The sequence below is a fragment of the Maritalea myrionectae genome (assembly GCF_003433515.1).
Classification (GTDB): domain Bacteria; phylum Pseudomonadota; class Alphaproteobacteria; order Rhizobiales; family Devosiaceae; genus Maritalea; species Maritalea myrionectae.
Window position 1 is genome coordinate 1,224,108 of sequence record NZ_CP021330.1, and the last position, 18,230, is coordinate 1,242,337.

At 52.9% G+C, this 18,230-nt stretch carries 16 protein-coding genes and 1 riboswitch; of the genes, 8 read left to right on the plus strand and 8 right to left on the minus strand.

The window, feature by feature from the left end:
• The first annotated feature begins 35 nt into the window (after positions 1-35).
• A riboswitch (FMN riboswitch) is annotated at positions 36-187 on the plus strand.
• A gap of 117 nt (positions 188-304) precedes the next feature.
• The 6 genes from ribD to MXMO3_RS05970 all read left to right on the plus strand — a co-directional run bounded on the left by ribD (position 305) and on the right by MXMO3_RS05970 (position 5,499).
• Entirely contained in the window at positions 305-1,336 is a 1,032-nt protein-coding gene (gene ribD / locus MXMO3_RS05945) for a bifunctional diaminohydroxyphosphoribosylaminopyrimidine deaminase/5-amino-6-(5-phosphoribosylamino)uracil reductase RibD (protein ID WP_117395272.1), read from the plus strand.
• The gene (locus MXMO3_RS05950; protein WP_117395273.1) at positions 1,317-1,925 is read left to right on the plus strand and encodes a riboflavin synthase; all 609 of its coding nucleotides are present in this window, start codon (positions 1,317-1,319) and stop codon (positions 1,923-1,925) included. Before ribD ends, MXMO3_RS05950 begins: the two co-directional genes overlap by 20 nt.
• Entirely contained in the window at positions 1,901-3,118 is a 1,218-nt protein-coding gene (locus tag MXMO3_RS05955; RefSeq protein WP_027834633.1) for a bifunctional 3,4-dihydroxy-2-butanone-4-phosphate synthase/GTP cyclohydrolase II, read from the plus strand. The genes MXMO3_RS05950 and MXMO3_RS05955 overlap by 25 nt, the downstream gene beginning before the upstream one ends.
• A 1-nt stretch (position 3,119) precedes the next feature.
• Positions 3,120-3,605 (plus strand): 6,7-dimethyl-8-ribityllumazine synthase, encoded by a 486-nt coding sequence (ribH, locus tag MXMO3_RS05960; RefSeq protein WP_117396728.1) that lies wholly within the window; start codon positions 3,120-3,122, stop codon positions 3,603-3,605.
• 64 nt (positions 3,606-3,669) lie between these two features.
• A complete protein-coding gene (locus MXMO3_RS05965; RefSeq protein WP_162889146.1) occupies positions 3,670-4,941 on the plus strand; it encodes an MFS transporter in 1,272 nt (423 codons plus the stop codon).
• A gap of 27 nt (positions 4,942-4,968) precedes the next feature.
• The gene (locus MXMO3_RS05970; RefSeq protein WP_036221740.1) at positions 4,969-5,499 is read left to right on the plus strand and encodes an RNA methyltransferase; all 531 of its coding nucleotides are present in this window, start codon (positions 4,969-4,971) and stop codon (positions 5,497-5,499) included.
• Positions 5,500-5,535: 36 nt separating this feature from the next.
• Here MXMO3_RS05970 and MXMO3_RS05975 read toward each other — a convergent pair whose 3' ends face one another.
• Positions 5,536-6,561, minus strand: a complete 1,026-nt coding sequence (locus tag MXMO3_RS05975; RefSeq protein WP_027834630.1) for a dipeptidase — start codon at positions 6,559-6,561, stop codon at positions 5,536-5,538.
• A 141-nt stretch (positions 6,562-6,702) separates the two neighbouring features.
• On the opposite strand from MXMO3_RS05975, the gene hemN reads away from it, so the two are divergent.
• Entirely contained in the window at positions 6,703-8,052 is a 1,350-nt protein-coding gene (gene hemN / locus MXMO3_RS05980; protein ID WP_117395275.1) for an oxygen-independent coproporphyrinogen III oxidase, read from the plus strand.
• On the opposite strand, the gene MXMO3_RS05985 is transcribed toward hemN, so the two are convergent.
• From MXMO3_RS05985 to MXMO3_RS06015, 7 genes are all read right to left on the minus strand, one after another.
• Positions 8,049-8,942, minus strand: coding sequence for a hypothetical protein (locus MXMO3_RS05985; protein ID WP_117395276.1), 894 nt, complete (start codon positions 8,940-8,942; stop codon positions 8,049-8,051). The two genes, hemN and MXMO3_RS05985, sit on opposite strands and share 4 nt — an antisense overlap.
• Before the next feature lie 175 nt (positions 8,943-9,117).
• Positions 9,118-11,058, minus strand: coding sequence for an acetate--CoA ligase (acs, locus tag MXMO3_RS05990; protein WP_117395277.1), 1,941 nt, complete (start codon positions 11,056-11,058; stop codon positions 9,118-9,120).
• A 119-nt stretch (positions 11,059-11,177) separates the two neighbouring features.
• The gene (locus tag MXMO3_RS05995; protein ID WP_027834626.1) at positions 11,178-11,945 is read right to left on the minus strand and encodes an ABC transporter ATP-binding protein; all 768 of its coding nucleotides are present in this window, start codon (positions 11,943-11,945) and stop codon (positions 11,178-11,180) included.
• Positions 11,945-12,715 carry an ABC transporter ATP-binding protein gene (locus MXMO3_RS06000; protein ID WP_117395278.1) on the minus strand — a complete coding sequence of 257 codons (771 nt, stop codon included), beginning with the start codon at positions 12,713-12,715 and terminating at the stop codon, positions 11,945-11,947. The genes MXMO3_RS05995 and MXMO3_RS06000 overlap by 1 nt, the downstream gene beginning before the upstream one ends.
• Before the next feature lie 17 nt (positions 12,716-12,732).
• Positions 12,733-13,899 carry a branched-chain amino acid ABC transporter permease gene (locus MXMO3_RS06005; protein WP_027834624.1) on the minus strand — a complete coding sequence of 389 codons (1,167 nt, stop codon included), beginning with the start codon at positions 13,897-13,899 and terminating at the stop codon, positions 12,733-12,735.
• Between the two features lie 12 nt (positions 13,900-13,911).
• Positions 13,912-14,940: a branched-chain amino acid ABC transporter permease gene (locus MXMO3_RS06010; protein WP_027834623.1), complete on the minus strand. Its 1,029-nt coding sequence runs from the start codon at positions 14,938-14,940 to the stop codon at positions 13,912-13,914.
• A 75-nt stretch (positions 14,941-15,015) separates the two neighbouring features.
• Complete coding sequence (locus MXMO3_RS06015) at positions 15,016-16,362, minus strand: substrate-binding protein (RefSeq protein WP_027834622.1); 1,347 nt, start codon at positions 16,360-16,362, stop codon at positions 15,016-15,018.
• A 196-nt stretch (positions 16,363-16,558) separates the two neighbouring features.
• Between MXMO3_RS06015 and MXMO3_RS06020 the strand changes: the two genes are divergently transcribed.
• On the plus strand, positions 16,559-18,184 hold the full coding sequence (locus MXMO3_RS06020; protein WP_051213552.1) for a helix-turn-helix domain-containing protein: 1,626 nt from the start codon (positions 16,559-16,561) through the stop codon (positions 18,182-18,184).
• Positions 18,185-18,230: the final 46 nt, after the last annotated feature.

Genomic DNA, 18,230 nt, shown 5'->3' on the forward strand with positions numbered 1-18,230 from the left:
AAATCGACTAAGTTATTGCCACTTGGCCGCAGTGCGGCCGTTCTCGGGGCGGGGTGAAATTCCCCACCGGCGGTAATTGGAGAAATCCATCAGCCCGCGAGCGCCTTTTGGCTCCTGCCAGAAGGGTCTAGCAGATCCGGTGTAATTCCGGAGCCGACGGTTAAAGTCCGGATGTGAGAGAACAAAGACTGGCGACGCCCATAGTGGGTGTTTGCGCCTATTGTCTTAGCAGTCGTGCGCCTTGGCGTAGGCTGTTCGTGTCGTATGGCACGTGTTTCGCCCTATCATGTTTTGAGGTGGGCGAATGAAAGTCGTACCAATTGAAAATCCGGTTGAAGACACTGCTCTTATCGAGCAGGCGTTTCGCTATGCGCTAAGGGCAGCGCGTTTGTTTGATGGGTCAACTGCACCTAACCCGCCTGTGGGTTGTGTGCTGTTGGATCAGGCAGGAGAAATTCTGTCCATTGGTGCGCACCAGGCGGCGGGGCAGCCGCACGCTGAGCGGATGGCACTGGCTGAACTGCCCGCCGGATCGAAACCCCATACCGCAGTTGTGACACTGGAACCATGCGCCCATTTTGGCCGCACACCCCCATGCGTTGATGGTTTGATTGATGCGGGCGTCAAAAGTGTTTGGATTGGCACTCAGGATCTCAACCCCCGGGTGATCGGCGGCGGGGCCGCCAAGTTGCGCGACGCGGGTATTGAGGTGCACTTCCTTTCCAAGCGGCATGAAGAGTTCGCAAAAGCGTTGCATTTAGATTGCCGCCGATTGATCGCGCCTTTCCTGCATTTTGCTAAGACCCAACGGCCATTCGTGACGCTGAAGGTTGCTGTGGATGCAAATGGCAGCATGATCCCACCTGTCGGTGATAAGACTTTTACACGCGCCTCTTCCCTTAAATTTGCCCATAAGCTGCGGCGGCGGGCGGATGCCATTGTGACCGGGTCGGGCACCGTTTTGGCAGATGATCCCCATTTCACCGTGCGACATGTGGATGATGTATCCGACAAGGTGCGACCCCTAGTGATTTTGGACCGGCGCGGACGCGTGCCTTCTGCCTATTTGCAGGAAGCGCGGGCCCGTGGGTTTAGGCCGATCATCGCGACGGATTTAAAGTCGGCGCTAGCGGATCTTGGGCAGAGTGGATGCATGGAAGTGCTTGTGGAAGCGGGGCCGGAATTGGCCGCGGCTTGCCGTGCGCTCAAACTCGTCAATCTTGATATCACCATTGAACGTTTGGCAGACAATGATCGCATTCGTGCGGTCTATGCTGATCCTTCGCTCAATGGCGAACAGTGTGAAGGAGAAGCCGATGTTTTCGGGAATAATTGATCGTTTGGGCGCTGTTCAATCTGTGCGAGACGATGATGGCGCGCGGGTTTTTGAGATCGATACAACCTATGGTGACCTTGCTTTGGGCGAGAGTGTCGCGATCAACGGCGTTTGCCTCACTGTGGTGACCTTTGATGCCGCTGGCTTGGCGGAGTTTTATGTTAGCCCCGAAAGCCTGTCGCGCACGGCGCTTGGGTCGATCCAAACGGGTGATCGAGTCAATCTGGAGCGCGCGGTGGCGCTGGAAACCAAATTGTCCGGCCATTTGGTGCAAGGGCATGTGGATGGCATTGCGACGCTATCTTCTATTGAAGAGCAAGCTGGTGCGCATTTGATCGAGCTGGAATTGCCGCAATCCTTAGGACGTTATTGCGTGGAGAAGGGCTCAATTTCACTGGATGGCATTAGCCTCACCATCAACAATCTTGATGATCACGCGGCAGGCAGCCGCATTGGGCTGACCATCATCCCTCACACATGGACGCACACCAATTTGCATGCCCGGCAAGTGGGCGATCAGATCCATGTGGAAAACGACGTTATTGCTAAATATGTGGAGCGGCTATGTCTCGGTTACAACGCGCAGTAGAGCACTTGAAAAATGGCGGCATGATCGTTCTGACCGACGATGAGGACCGCGAAAACGAAGGCGATTTGGTTATCGCTGCTGAGTTTGCCACGCCTGAAGCGGTACGCTTTATGGCCAAAGAGGGCTGCGGGTTGATTTGTCTGCCGATGAGCGGCGAGCAGATTGATCGGTTGGGTCTGCCGCCCATGGTCAAACAAAACCGCGCCAACCGCTCTACCGCATTCACGGTTTCGATTGAAGCGCGGGATGGGATCACCACTGGCATTTCGGCCTATGATCGGTCGCAAACCATTATGACGGCGATTAAGCCAGATGTCCTGCCAGGCGAGATTGTTTCGCCGGGGCATGTATTTCCGCTGCGCGCAGCAGAAGGCGGCAGTCGTGTGCGCAATGGTCATACGGAAGCCTCAGTGGATTTGATGCAATTGGCCGGGCTGAACCCTGCGGCAGTGATTTGTGAAGTGATGGGCGAAGATGGCCACATGGCCAAGGGTGATGAGCTTGAGAGTTTTGCCAAGGCGCATGATCTGCCCATGCTGTCGATTGCGGAGCTCGTGGCGCATTTGGGTGGGCCTACCCGGGCGTCAAATGCTTTGGTGTCGCGCGTTGCCGCCAGCCAATTGCCCACCCATCACACCAATCATGATTTTGAAGTGTTGGCCTATCGGGAAATTGCCAGCGGCGAGGAACATGTTGCCTTGCTTCATCAACCGCTTGGCGATAACCCGCTGGTGCGGGTGCATTCGGAATGTTTGACCGGCGATGCCTTTGGCTCAAAACGGTGCGATTGCGGGCCGCAATTGCAAGCGGCGATGGCTGAGATTGACGCCCATCCCGATGGCGGCGTCATCATCTATATGCGGGGCCATGAAGGGCGCGGCATTGGCATTGGCAACAAGATCAGGGCCTATCAATTGCAGGACAAGGGCATGGATACGGTGGACGCAAATCGTGCGCTTGGCCTGCCGATTGATGCGCGCCAATTTGATATTGCAGCTGCGATTTTGAAGGATTTGGGGCTGAACAGCATCAGCCTCTTGTCCAACAACCCTGCAAAGGCCAAAGCGCTGGAAGGCATGGGGATTACTTTGCAGGAGGTGCGGCCACTTCAGGTTGGGGCAACTCCGCAGAATGCCGGTTATCTTGAAACCAAACGCGAAAAACTAAACCATAATCTACCGGAAAATGTTTGATATGAGTGAGACGATTAAGACCCGTGGTGAAACCACAATCATCGATAATGCCCGCGTGGCGATTGTTGTGAGCCAGTTTAATCCCAAAGTGACTCACGGCTTGCTGGATGGTGCGCGTTTGGAACTTGCCGAAGCCGGGCTGGCCCTTGCCGAGGAGGATGTGTTTGAAGCGCCGGGCGCGTTTGAAATGCCATTGATCGCAAAAAAGCTGGCCCAATCTGGTCGCTATGATGGTGTGGCTTGCTTGGGTTGCGTGATCAAAGGTGACACGGCACATTTCGAATTTATTTCGCTTGGGGCGACCATGGGGATTATGGAAGCAAGCCTTCAAACCGAAGTGCCGATTTGCTTCGGTATTTTAACCACTTATACCCAAGAACAAGCGGTGGTCCGCAGTTCTGCTGATGCGGAAAATAAGGGACGTGAGGCGGTGGCGGCGTGCTTGTCTTCCCTTGCAACATTGCAGCGGATTTCAGAATTTAACTGATCAAACGTTGACGTTATTTCTCCCCAACCTATATCTGAGGATATATTTTGGGGAGGATATTTAGGTGAGACTGCCGAAGAATAAGAATATGCGGCGCATATTGGCTGCGCAATTGCCCGCGGACTTTGCCGATTGGCTCGACTATGTGGCCGTCATCACGTTGTTCACTTATGTCTGGCAAGTCGACACGATCTATTTTGCGTGGTTTGCGGTCTCGTTTTCGCTTCCCTACATCTTGGTTGGGCCGCTTGCGGGCGCGCTTGTTGATCGTAGCGATCTCAAAAGTGTGTTGGTGCTGTCGAACTTGGGCCGCGCACTTTCAACGTTCTCTTTGATATTTGCCAGTCAGCCTGAAATCATGTTGGCGCTTATTGCGTTGAGGTCATCGATTGACAGCTTCTTCTCGCCAGCAAAGCAGGTGGCGATCCAAGCGTTGGTCGAACGTGATGAATTGATGGCCACCAATAGTGTGAGCCATGTGATCAATCAGGCGTCAAAGGTGGCAGGGCCTGCGGTTGGCGGCGCATTGTTGATTTGGGTTAGTCCACAAGCAGTTTTTGGGGTGAACGGGGCTGTATCGCTGTTGGCGATGGCAATCTTCATGACGTTGCCTCGGAAAATTGAGGCAAAACAAACCGAAGATCATGACGCCCAACAAGAAGCAGGCGGCAAGGCCTCGATGTTGAACGACATTCTTTCAGGGTTTGCCATTGTGTTTTCAACGCCCGCACTTTGGACGACAATCATGCTTGGCGCCATGGGTTTCTTTGCCATATTTTTGCATGACACGTTGATTGGACCTGTCACGCGTGAATTGGGCTTTGACGCCACCATTTTGGGCATATCTGTTGCTGCCGTGGGCGGCGGGGGCATTCTGGGCGCTGTGACCTTGGGCAGCATGAAGCGCCACATCCATCCCTTTCTGTTGATCGGACCATCGATGATCATTGTGTCTGCTATGACGATGCTGTTGGGCAGTGTCGCTATTTATGGTTGGTCCATCCATCCCTACATTTTTGTGGCGGCCTTTTTCGTGGTTGGGTTTGTCGGCACAGGCACATTTGTGCCGCTAAGGACGGTGTTGCAGCTTGAAACGCCGTCAGGAAAAATGGGGCGCGTGACGGCAGTGAATGAGAGCTTGTCGCTGATTGCCATGATTTCTGCCCCCTTTATCGGGGCAACTCTGGCCTCGATTTATCACATTGGCGTGCCCTTTGTTTTTGGTGGCACAATCACGTTGGTATTGGGGATCGTTGCGCTGATATTGATCAAATTTGTGCCGTTCACCTCACCTGAGGATGCGCCAGACCTTCCCAAAACGGCGGAAACTGTCTAAATCCTTTTTCGAAAAATGGGTGAGTCGATGCGCGGATATTTTGCCATTGGGGCAGAGAAGATTTCCAAAATGCAGAATTTTGGTAATTTGGCGCGCACCGGACATGGGTTCGGTGCGAGCTTTTGTTTTACCGTGGCGGCCTCGCGTTTGCGGTTGAATGATATGGTGTCGGACACCTCGCGATCATTGACCAACATGCCTTATTACGCCTGGGATAAACCAAACGACATCACGCTGCCCGACCGCTGCCAATTGGTGGGCATTGAATTGACCGACGATGCGATTGATTTGCCGAGCTTTCGACACCCGACGCAGGCAGCTTATATTTTAGGGCCAGAGCGGGCATCGCTTTCGCCTGAGATTATGGAGATGTGTGATCATATCATCAAAATACCCACAAGCTTTTGCCTGAATGTGGCAACGGCGGGGGCGATCGTTATGTATGATCGCATTGCGACACTAGGGCGTTTTGCGCCACGGCCCGTGCGTGTTGGCGGGCCAGTTGAGCCAAAGCCGATTCATGTGCAGGGATCACAAAAAAGGCGCACGCCCATTTAAGGGATGCGCCTTTAAAATATTCAAAAATGTGTGCGTCTATTCGGCCCAGCAATCACCGAGCACGCGGAACCAGTTTTTGTGGGTGATTTTATCCAGCTCGTCCTGGTTGAAGCCCGCTTCCTTAAGCGCGTTGACCAGATTTGGTAGTTTGGCTGTGCTGTTCACCTCATTGGGAACGCCGGTGCCATCATAGTCAGAGCCGATGCCCACATGATCAACGCCCATTTTGTCGACCAAATAGCGCACTTGATCCACCATGACCGAGAGCGGCACCTTGCTGTCCGCCACGCCTTTTGGGTTTAGGAAAATGGTGCCAAAATTCAGCCCGGCGATGCCACCTGTGTCCTTGATCGCATCAAGCTGCTTGTCCAGCAAATTGCGAGTGGATTGGCACAGGGCATGGGCGTTTGAGTGGCTGGCAATAAGCGGCATGTCGCTATGTTTGGCGACATCCCAAAAGCCTTTTTCATTGATGTGGCTCAAATCGAGGGCAATGCCAAGTTGATTACAGGCTTTGACCAGTTCAACGCCTGCGTCTTTCAGGCCCGGGCCCGTGTCAGGCGAAGCGGGGAATTTGAACGGCACGCCGTAAGCAAAGTCGTTTTCGCGGCTCCAAACGGGGCCAAGCGAGCGCAAACCTTCCTTATAAAGATTTTCCAGATTAGACATGTCGGGCATGACCGCCTCTGCGCCCTCGATGTGCAAAACGGGGGCCATCTGATTGCCGGCGAACGCCTCTTCAATCTCTTTCACCGTCTTGCAGATTTTCACCTGGCCGTCTGACGCGCGCTGAATGTCGCGCAGCAGCTTGATCATCTTGTTGGTTTCGCCAATCGCATAGGTTTGGCTCGGCGCTTTTTCGTAGCTTTTGCCATCTTCAGGGGGAATGAACATGGCAAACAGGCCGCCAGCAAAGCCGCCTTCTTGCGCCGATTGCAGGTCAATATGCTGCCCATCGCGCGGAGTGAAGAAGCCACGCACGGGATCGTCTTTGCATTCATCCAGCAATTTCAGCAAAATATCATTATGGCCATCAAATATTTTTTGCGGCGCGTCGGTCATATGAATACCCCTAATTGAATTTCTTATTTGCGGCTCGAACGGCGCATTATTTGGAGTTTGTTTTGTTGCACCCTTTTTGACCTTGATCAAGGAAGGATTTTTTAGCGCTGCTAGGTTGTGGTCACAGAATAGGGGACGATTATGGACCACGCACTCATCGAAAAATATGCCGCGCCTGTACCGCGCTACACATCTTATCCAACCGCGCCGCATTTCACCAATACGGTAAACAATGACGTTTATGCCAAATGGTTGTCCGGCTTTGAGTCGGAAGACAAACTTTCGCTTTACATCCACATTCCGTTTTGTGATCGGTTGTGCTGGTTTTGCGGCTGCAACACCAAGCAAACGCTGAAATATGCGCCTGTGCAGGCCTATTTGAAACGCCTCTATAAAGAGATTGAAATGGTGGCGGCAAAATTGCCCCATCGTTTGAAAGTGGTTTCATTGCATTTGGGCGGTGGGTCGCCGACCTTGTTGCAAGCAGATGATTTTGCAAAATTGCGGGGCGTATTGCGCACGCATTTTGATTTTGTTGATGATGCAGAAATCTCCATTGAGATTGACCCGAGCGATGTCACGCCCGAACAAATCAAAGGCATGGTGGATTTTGGTCTGACGCGCGCCAGCATCGGGGTGCAGGACTTTTCTGAAGTGGTGCAAAAGGCGATCAATCGGCCACAAAGTTTTGAGATCACGCGCGACGTAGTGGAAGCGTTGCGGGCGCACGGAATCAAATCGGTAAATCTTGATGTGCTTTACGGGTTGCCGTTTCAAACAACAGAGCGGTTGATGGACACGGTGGCCAAAACCGCTTTTTTGCAGCCAGACCGGATTGCCCTGTTTGGGTATGCCCATGTGCCGTGGATGAAAACACATCAAAAGATGATTGATGAAGCGGCGTTGCCCGGCACAATTGAGCGGTTTGAACATGCGCTTTTGGCTGCCGATGCGTTGGTGGATGCTGGTTATGACCGCGTTGGGTTTGATCACTTTGCGCTGCCGCATGACAAAATGGCAATTGCCGCTCGCAATGGGACGCTGCGGCGTAATTTCCAAGGCTATACTGTTGATCCAGCGGACGCGATGATCGGCTTTGGTGGCTCTGCCATTGGTCAAAACCGCCACGGCTATATTCAAAATGTGGTGCCCACGGGTCAGTATCAAGCGATGATCGACAAAGGCGAACTGGCGGTAGGTAAAGGCTATGCCCTTACGGAAGAAGACCGTATGCGCGGCCATGTGATTGAACAGCTTATGTGTCAGTTTTCTTTCGATAAAACCGACTTGGTGGCCCGCTATGGCGACGCCGCGAAAGCTATTCTGCGCGAAGCCAATTTGATTGCCGCGCAGCATGAAGATGGCTTTATCGAAAATGACGATGAGTGCTTTGCGGTAGTGGGGCAGGGCAAACCTTTTGTCCGCGCCATCGCCGCCAGTTTCGATGCTTATTTTGGTAAAGGCACGGCCCGGCATTCCAAAGCGGTTTAGGCTGCCTGTTTTTCTAAGAGCGCAATCATTCTGATCATCAGCCACAAGGCCCAAAGGCCAAGGATCAGAAAGCCGCCGATCGGCCCGACAATTTCAGGTGTGGTGAACTCCACGCCTGCCCACAGCTGAACAAAGGTCGCTGTCGAGATGCTCGGCAGCAGCAGAATGATTGTGCCGAGCAGAGGGATCGCCAAGGCGAACCCAAACAATTGTTGACGTAAAACCAGTAAGGCAGAGATCATGCACAGTGGCGCAATGATCGCCATGTCGATGGCCTCCGTGAACTTGGTGGTATAATGATCGAGCCGGCTGGGTGGTTCGTTGGACATCAGCGCCGTGATCAACGGTTCCGCCCACACAAATACTGTGATGCTACCGGCTAAAACCAAATAGATCGCCAGTGCCTTGTTCGGTAGGGTCGCTTTTGCTTTATCAAAGGCGCCTTTTTCTAAACAGGACATGACGCCATTGTGGGCAATGAATGTCCCAAAAAGGCAAATGCTGAGCACCAGTACATACCCAAAAAAGGCAATGTTATAAGTGGCTGAAAAGGCAAGGCTTGCATAGGCATAGAGCAAAAAACCAAGGACGCCATAGTTGAGAATATGGCCTGCCACCCGTTCCTTGGCCATAAGATAGATGGACAGGCAAATCAGCGGTGTCACGAGGAACAGGACAATGATGTCCTGGGCGATAAACCCGGCGGCGAAAAAGAGGCTGTTATCGTGGTACAGGCCATTGCCGTAAAAGATCATCTCGGTGCCGCGAAATGTAGTGGCGATCTGCGGGTCAGGCGCCACTGCGCCGTGGAGCAGCCCAAATAGCGAAAGTCCGAAAATCAATGGGGCAAGCAGGATGCTGGTTCGGCGTTGTAGCTGAATGAAGGTCATGTGCTGTACCAAGCTGTTTTACAGACATAAAAACAGTTTGAGGTGCGGATGTCTATTGGTTCAGATCAGCTTGGTTTATCCAGATGCAATTCATATTGTCGCAGCCAAAAATTGAGGGGCGCCCCAAGGATGGAAGCGCCCCATATACGGCCCAAACAAAGTGGGGACAGTTGCTTTAGGCCGATCTGTTTTGGCGCTCTTCAATCAGCTTTTCGACCACAGATGGATCGGCCAGCGTTGAAATGTCGCCCAAGTTTGAAAAATCGTCTTCTGCGATTTTGCGCAGAATGCGCCGCATGATTTTGCCGGACCTCGTTTTGGGGAGGTCTGGGGCAAATTGCAGCAGGTCTGGTGTGGCGATGGGGCCAATTTCCTTGCGTACCCATTGGCGCAAATCTTTGGCCAAATCGTCGCTTTGGTCGACACCTGCCATCAGAGTCACATAGACATAGATGCCTTGGCCCTTCACATCATGGGGATAGCCCACCACAGCAGCTTCTGAGACCATGTCGTGGGACACGAGCGCGCTTTCCACTTCCGCCGTGCCCATGCGGTGGCCCGACACGTTCAGCACATCGTCCACACGCCCGGTGATCCAATAATCGCCATCCGCATCGCGTTTGCAGCCGTCAGAGGTGAAATATTTGCCCCTATAGGTGGTGAAATAGGTGTCCACAAAGCGTTGATGGTCGCCATAAATGGTGCGGGCCTGTGCGGGCCAGCTGTCGAGAATGCATAGATTGCCCTCGGCCTCGCCCTCCAACACATTGCCGTCATTGTCCACCAATTGCGGCTTGATGCCGAAAAACGGTGTTGTCGCCGCGCCTGGCTTCATGTCGGTCGCCCCGGGGAACGGCGTGATCATGCAACCGCCGGTTTCGGTTTGCCACCATGTGTCGACGATAGGGCAGCGCCCTTCGCCCACCACGTGGAAATACCATTCCCACGCTTCGGGGTTGATCGGCTCGCCCGCCGTGCCCAGCAGTTTGAGCGATTTGCGGCTGGTTTTGGTCACAAAATCGTCGCCGGCGCCCATCAGCGCGCGAATGGCAGTTGGGGCCGTGTAGAACTGGTTGACCTGATATTTGTCGATGATTTGCCAGAAACGTGAGGCATCTGGGTAATTGGGCACCCCTTCATACATCACCGACGTGGCACCGTTTGAAAGTGGCGCATAAAGGGTGAAGCTATGTCCCGTGATCCAACCAAGGTCGGCACCACACCAAAAGATGTCGCCATCCTCATAGTTGAATACGGTTTCATGAGCGAGGGAAATATAGGTGAGGTAGCCGCCAGCCGTGTGCACCACGCCTTTAGGCTGGCCGGTGGAGCCGGAGGTATAAAGGATAAATAGCGGGTCTTCTGCATTCATCGGCTCGATGTCGCAAAATTCATCCGCGCCAGCCGCAGCTTCGTGCCACCATACGTCGCGGCCACCTTTCATTTTGATGTCTGCACCGGTGTGCTCCACCACCAAAACTTTTTCCACGCCCAAGGCATGGGGCAGGGCATCATCCACATTCTTTTTCAGTGGGATGGATTTGCCGCCACGACGGCCTTCATCTGCTGTGATGACAATGGTGCTGTCACAATCATTGATGCGCCCTGCCAGGGCCTCTGGCGAAAAGCCGGCGAATACCACGGAGTGCACGGCGCCGATGCGGGCACAGGCCAGCATGGCGTAGGTGATTTCAGGGATCATGGGCAGGTAAAGCGTGACGCGGTCACCCTTTTTCACGCCCAGTTCCTTGAGCACATTGGCAAATCGACAGACCCGCTCATGCAATTGGGTATAGGTGATGGCCTGCGCTGGTTGATCCGGGTGATCAGGCTCCCAATAGAATGCGATCTGGTCGCCGCGCTTATCTAAATGGCGATCAATACAGTTTTGCGCCACATTGAGCACACCATCTTCAAACCATTTGATCGAAACGGGATCAAAGCTGGTGTTTTTAATGATGCTGGGCGGCTTGATCCAATCCAACCGCTTGGCTTGTTCAGCCCAAAAGCCATCGGGATCATTCACCGATTGCGCATACATGTTTTCATATTGTTGCTTGGTGATGTGGGCGTCTTGCGCCCATTGTTCAAACACCGGATAGGTCTTGCCGGACATAGTTTCCCTCTCATTGCCAACACAAAGGTCAGCAATGCCCATTTTTAAAGTTACACTTCTTCAAAATGGTGGCCGGTCCCTATCGCACCCGGTCGACCATTTGCGTTCGGGTAGCCCGCCTAGATGGCGAGATACTCGTGACGCAATTGCTCGTTATCCAACACTTCTTTGGCAGAGCCGCTAAACACCACCATGCCTGTGTCAAAGATAACCGCTTTATCGGCGAGCTTGAGTGCGGCAACCGCATTCTGCTCAACGATAATTGTTGTGATCCCGAGTTTTTTAATCTCCAACAGGATCTTTTCAATCTCTTGCACAATCACTGGGGCCAAGCCTTCATAGGGCTCGTCCAAGAGCAAGAGTTTGACATCCCGCATCAATGCGCGGCCAATGGCCAGCATTTGCTGTTCGCCACCAGAAAGGGTCACGCCTTCCTGATTGCGGCGTTCAGCAAGACGCGGGAAACGCTCATAAACTTGTTCAACGGTCCAACCATGGCCTGGCGCTACTTGCGCTAGCGTCAGGTTTTCTTCAACGGTCAGGCCTTGAATAATCCGCCGATCTTCTGGCACCAGTTGCAGGCCCGATTGCGCTGCCTGGTGGGCACGCATTTGGTGCAGGGGTTCGCCATCCAACCAGATTTCGCCTTGTGTTAGCTGCGGGTCGTCGACCCGTGCCAAGGTGCGCAATGTTGAGGTTTTGCCAGCGCCATTTCGGCCCAGCAATGCCAAGATCTCGCCCTTGGGCAGCTCAAGGCTGACCCCTTGCACGATGTAGCTTTCGCCGTAATAGGCGTGCACATCTTTTACCGACAGAAAAGGCCGTGCCTCTTTTTGTTTGGCTTGTGCATCGCTCATCATATTGCTTTCTGTTGTCATTGCGTTCATCAGTGTGCCCCTCCCAAATATGCCTCTTGCACTTTCGGGTTGTTGCGCACTTCTTCTGGTGTACCTTCGGCGATAATCCGCCCACCCGCAAGCACCGAGATCTTATCAGCCAATGAGAACACCACATGCATGTCGTGCTCAATGATCACTTTGGTCATGCCACGCTCTTTGATCTTTTTCAAAAGCTCAATGGTTGTATTGGTGTCGTGGCGTGACATCCCAGCAGTTGGCTCATCCAACAACAATAGTTTGGGGTGCTGCATGAGGCACATGGCCAGTTCCATGCGGCGCTTGTCACCGCGTGAAAGTGAGCCAGCCTTCATGAGTTTTTGCTCGCTAAGGCCAATATCCTCGAGCATCTCTTCGGCTTCTTTGCGAATTTGATGCTCATCGTCGAGTGATGACAAGAAGTTTAGCTTGAATGACCCATCGCGCTTGGCAAAGGCCGGCGCCATCACATTTTGCAACACAGAGAGATCGGGGAAGATTTCAGGTGTTTGGAACACCCGAGCCACGCCCACTTGGTTGATCTCGTGGGGTTGCTTGCCTGTTAGCACCTTGCCATCAAAGACCACGGCGCCGCGTGTTGGGGCCAAACGGCCCACAACCACGTTCAGCAATGTGGATTTACCTGCCCCGTTGGGGCCGATAATGGCGTGTGTCTTGCCTTCTTCGATTTGCAGATCAATATCGCTGAGTGCGTGCAAACCGCCAAAGGTTTTGTGCACATCGGCAACGTGAAGAACGACATTTTCGTTACTGGTCGTCATAATATGTGCTCCTTTGGCTATTCAGCTGGTTGCGTTTGGGTGTCGTCAGCTTTGGCTTTTTTGTCGCCATCGCCACCACCGCCGGTGAACAGGGTGGTGATCCGGCGATAGCCTTCCATCATGCCGCCAGGCAAGAAGGTCACGACTAGGACAAACACAAGACCAAGGGTCAAATGCCAGCCTTCACCAACAAACATTGAAGTCAGTTCGACAACAAATCCTTCCACGCCGTCTGGCAAGAAGCCGAACAGATTGTGCAGCACACTCTCGTTGAAGCTTGAAAAGATGTTTTCGAAATATTTGATCAACCAAGCGCCAATAACCGGGCCAACCAACGTGCCCACACCGCCGAGGATTGTCATAAGCACAATCTCGCCAGAGGCGGTCCACTGCATCCGCTCGGCACCTGCCAACGGGTCGGTTACGGCCATTAGGCCACCAGCCAAGCCCGCATACATGCCTGAGATCACAAAGGCAGTGAGGGTATAGGGGCGTGTGTTAAAGCCGGTATAGTTCATCCGGGTTTGGTTGGATTTAATGCCGCGCAGCATCATGCCGAATGGTGAGGCGAAGATGCGCTGGGTGATGAAAAACCCAAGGATCAAGAAGATCGCGCAGAAGTAAAAGCCAGGGATGCCGGACATTTCGATGCCAAAGAAATTGGACACGGGCAGGCCCGCTTCTTCTGCGACAAACATACTGTCCAACACGCGAGGATCGCCCGCCTCCAACTGAAGACCTGTTTCACCATTGGTGATCGGGGTCAGTACCGAATAGGCCAGATTATAGGACATCTGGGCAAAGGCCAGCGTGAGGATCGAGAAATAGATCCCTGAACGGCGCAAGCTGACATAGCCAATCAAAAGAGCAAACAAGCCTGACAGGATCACCGCAAAGATTAGCGCGGGGATCGGGTTCATGGAGAACAGCTTAAATGTCCACACGGCGGTGTAAGAGCCGACGCCCAAGAAGGCCGCGTGACCAAAGCTGAGATAGCCAGTGAGGCCGAACAAGATGTTGAAGCCGATGGCCAGAATGCCAAAGATGGCAAATTTCTGCATCAGGTCGGGGTAGGCTGCACCAAAGGGTTGCAGCCAGATGGGCAGCGCCAATACCACGATCGAAAAGATCACCAAGGTGGTCAAGTCTTTGCGTGACATGGAAAAGATGCCTTGAAAGTTCATTGTTTTTCTCCCTTAGCTTTCCATCACGCCTTTGCGGCCCAAAAGTCCGCGTGGACGCACCAGCAAAATGATCACAGCAACAAGATAGATGATGATTTGGTCAATGCCGGGAATAATGGCTTTGATCTCAGTCATGGAGGCAAAGCTTTGCAAAATGCCGAGCATAAAGCCTGCGAGCACAGCACCGGGCAGCGAGCCCATGCCGCCCACAACCACCACCACGAAGGTCAGGACCAAGAAGTCCATGCCAAGGTGATAATCAGGCGGCAGAAGTGGGGTGTACATCACGCCAGCGACACCAGCGACCACTGCGGCCAAGCCGAACATGGCGGTGAAGCGCTTGTCGATATCGATGCCGATCAGGCCAACGGTCTCCCGGTCTGCCATGCCAGCGCGCACAACCATACCGAAGGTGGTGAATTGCAAGAAGGCAAATACTGCGCCGATCACGATCACGGAGAAGGCGAAATAGACAAGACGCCACCATGGATAAACAATAATATTGGGGTCCATGCCCATCATCACGCCAATGTCTGCCGCGCCAGCCAGATTAGATGGCATAGGCTGCGGAATAGGGTTGGCGCCGAAATAATGTTTGATGATTTCTTGCAACACAATGGCCAGACCAAAGGTCACCAAGATCTGCTCAGCGTGGGGGCGGCGATAGAAATGCTTGATCAGGCCGCGTTCCATCACAACGCCCACCACCAACATGACGGGTATGGCCAATAAGATGGCTAAGGGAACGGAGTAGTTGACCAGCTGGGTGCCAAAATCGCCAAACCATGTTTCTACATAAGTCGTGCGAATTTCGGTGGGTGTACCCCATGCGGTCAAGTTTTCCTCATCAAGAACAACTTTCTGCATGGTCAGGATTTTGCGCAGGGTTACCGCACAAAACGCACCAAGCATAAACAGGGCCCCGTGGGCGAAGTTCACAACGCCCAACGTGCCGAAAACTAGGGTGAGGCCCAGGGCGATCAACGCATAGGCGCCGCCTTTATCTAGACCGTTTAAAAACTGAAGAAATATCGCGTCCATGTGGTAACTCCCCCACCGACAAAAGCCCCGAAAGCCGGGGCGGCTGTACCGCCCCGACAAACCAATTTTCTATTTTTACATAGAGACTTCGTATGGTCCCAACTCGCCACCAAAGATGGAGGCATCATATTCAACTTGTGAACGTGGAACTTGTTTAACCACATTGAGCAAGTCGAACTGAGATGTTGGGTTCTCGCTACCGCGCACAACCAATACGTCTTTAAAGCACTGGTGGTCTTCTGCACGATATTCGGTAGCGCCATTGCCCATACCGTCGAACTTGTGACCTTCAAGAGCTCTAATCACATCTGGTGGATAGAAGCTGCCAGCACGCTCACATGCATCGGCATAAAGCAGTGTCTGAACGTAGCAAGTATGGGCCGCCATTGATGGTGGGAAGCCATATTTCGCACCAAACGATTTCACAAAGGCCTGTGAACCAGCGTCTTGTAGTGACCAGTTCCAGTTGGTTGAACCCAAAATGCCCTTAATGTTGTCGCCCGCACCTTGCGCCATCAAGCGTGAGAACAATGGCACAACGATTTGGAAATCTTTGCCATTGGCTTGACGGTCACGCAGACCGAACTGAACCGCTTGGGTGAGTGAGTTCACCATGTCACGGCCGTAGTGGTTCAAGATCAATACGTCAGCGCCTGAGTTCAACACAGGTGTGATATATTGAGAGAAGTCACCAGCGCCCACTGGGGTTTTCACTGTTTCAACAGTTTCCCAGCCCAATGCCTCGGTGGCATTTTTCATGGATTCTTCTTGTGTCCAGCCCCAAGTGTAGTCGGCTGTTAGGTGATAGGCACGACGGTCTGTGCCATATTCTTCGCCCAAAACGGGGCCAAGTGCTGCACCAGACATATAGGCGTTAAAGAAGTGCCGGAAACCATAGCGGCGCTTATCTTTACCTGTTGTATCGTTTGAGTGGGTCAAACCGGCCATAAAGATGGTGCCCATCTCTTGGCAAAGGCCTTGCACCGCAATCGCCACACCTGAAGATGAACCGCCTGAAATCATCAGGGCGCCATCTTTTTCGATCATCCGCTTGGCAGAAGCCCGCGCAGCGTCAGATTTGGTTTGCGTGTCACCAGTCACATAGGCAACTTTTTTGCCCAAAATGCCGTTACCTGTCAGAGATGAAGGCTGCATGGTGTTTAGCATGCCGCCATCACCTTCGCCGTTCAAATGCTCAACAGCCAACTCAAAAGCACGCAGTTCGTCAGCGCCTTCGTCAGCATATGAGCCAGTTTGTGGCACGTTAAAGCCAAGGGTTACGCTGTCGCCAGTTGGCTTGTTGCGATATTCCTGAGCATAGGCACTGGTGATGATGGTTGGGGCAACGCCAGCGGTCACGAGACCAGCGGCAGCGCCCTTAAGAACTCGACGGCGTGAAGGGCCATCCTTGCGTTCAGTCATTATTCTCCTCCTTTGAATTAATGCGCGCTTCCATAAAATGAACTCCCATGCGCTGCATCAGGGCAGATTAAGCGGGAGTTTTGAAAATTTTTCAATAGATTATTGTAATATAAGGAAAATTTTGTAAAATGATGTACTTATTTTTACAAATGCTTGTAAATTTTTTTACAAATTGTGGCATTCTAAGGGTGGAAATATGCGCGCGCCAATAGGACTGAAAATCCGTAACCAGCGGAAATCTTTGGGTTACTCGCAAAGCAATTTTGCGAAGTCGATTGGCATTTCGCCTAGCTATTTGAATTTGATTGAGGCCAATAAACGAGATGTAGGGGGCACGCTTTTACAAACGATTGCGCTCAAGTTGGACATCTCTCTTGATGAGCTGACCGGTGAAAATGAACAAAGATTGCTCAGCGCGCTGGAGGAAATTTTTTCTGACCCCGCGTTAGAATCGCTGAAAATGGGCAGCGCGGAGGCACGCGATTTGGTGGCCACCAACCCGCGGGCTGCGCGGGCATTGCATCAAACCTATCGCGCTTATGCTGAAGCGGTCGCGGAAGCGGAGGCTTATTCAAACAGGCTTAAATCAGACCCGCTTTTGGCAGACTTGCTGCACCAGATGTTGTCGCAGATAACGGCCGTTCGCTCGTCAGCCGAGATTTTGACTGACGTGCCTGATCTTGAATTGGCGGAGCAGCAGCGTTTTCATGGCATGGTGTCGCGGGAGAGCCGTGCGCTCTCTGACGTGGCGCAAACCTTGATCGATCAGTTTGAAGGTGAAGCGGGGCGCAATCGTTCGCTCACGCCGGCCCGTGAGCTTGATGATTTGATTGTGGAAGAAAAGAACTATTTTCCGACCCTGGAGGAAAAAGCTGCGGCGTTGCGGGCAGGATTTGCCCGGCGCGGCAGCGTTGTTGAAGCCGAGCTGGCGGTGCAGTTGGAAACCGAGTTCGGTATCACCACCAAACGTGTGGCGGAATTGGGAGGCACAGAAACAGGCTTTCCGATGCAATATCGCTTTGATGCAAAAGATAAGGTGCTTTGGTTTCAAGGCAGTGCCACGTTGGCCACGCGACAGTTTCAAATGGCGCGGCTTTACAGTGAGCTGAGAGGGCGTGATGAGTTAATCGCTTTGGCCAAGGATGAACGATTGAGTTCCGCAGCTTCACGTCGATTGGCGATTCGAGCATTGGGCTCTTATTTGGCGGGGGCGATCATCTTTCCCTATGAGGACTTTTTGCGTGAGGCCGAGCAAAGCTCTTATGACATTGACTATTTGAGCCAGCGCTATGCCGCCAGTTTTGAGCAGGTGGCGCATAGGTTGGTGACTTTGCGGCGGCCCGGCGCAGAGGGGATTCCATTTGGTTTTTTGCGGGCGGATCCTTCCGGTCGGCTATCGAAGCATTTTCCATTGCCGGGCATGGCATGGCCCAATGCCGGGCATGGTTGCCCGCTTTGGACGTTGTTTGACGCGTTCCGCCATCCAAATGATGTGGTGCGGCAGACCGTGAGCTATCCGGATGGGGGACGTTATTTGATGCTGGCGAAATCTTTTGCCAAGCGCGCAGATCGTTTTCAATCGCGCCCGCTTTATACCTCGGTGATGTTGGTGTGTGATGTGCTCTATGCCGACCAAACCGTATATGGCAAAGGCATGAGCCTTGATAATCCGCAAGTGGATGTGCCGGTGGGCCCCACCTGCCGAATGTGCATTCGTCGCTCATGCGAAAGTCGACAAGAAGAAATGTTTACGGGGGCGGGCGGAGAGCATACGGTGCGGCTACCGTTAACAGAAATCAATTTCGATATTGGCGGAAGCTAGTTTTCGCCCTATGTTTCGGGGGCAACTGAATTGGGAGGTTCAGTTG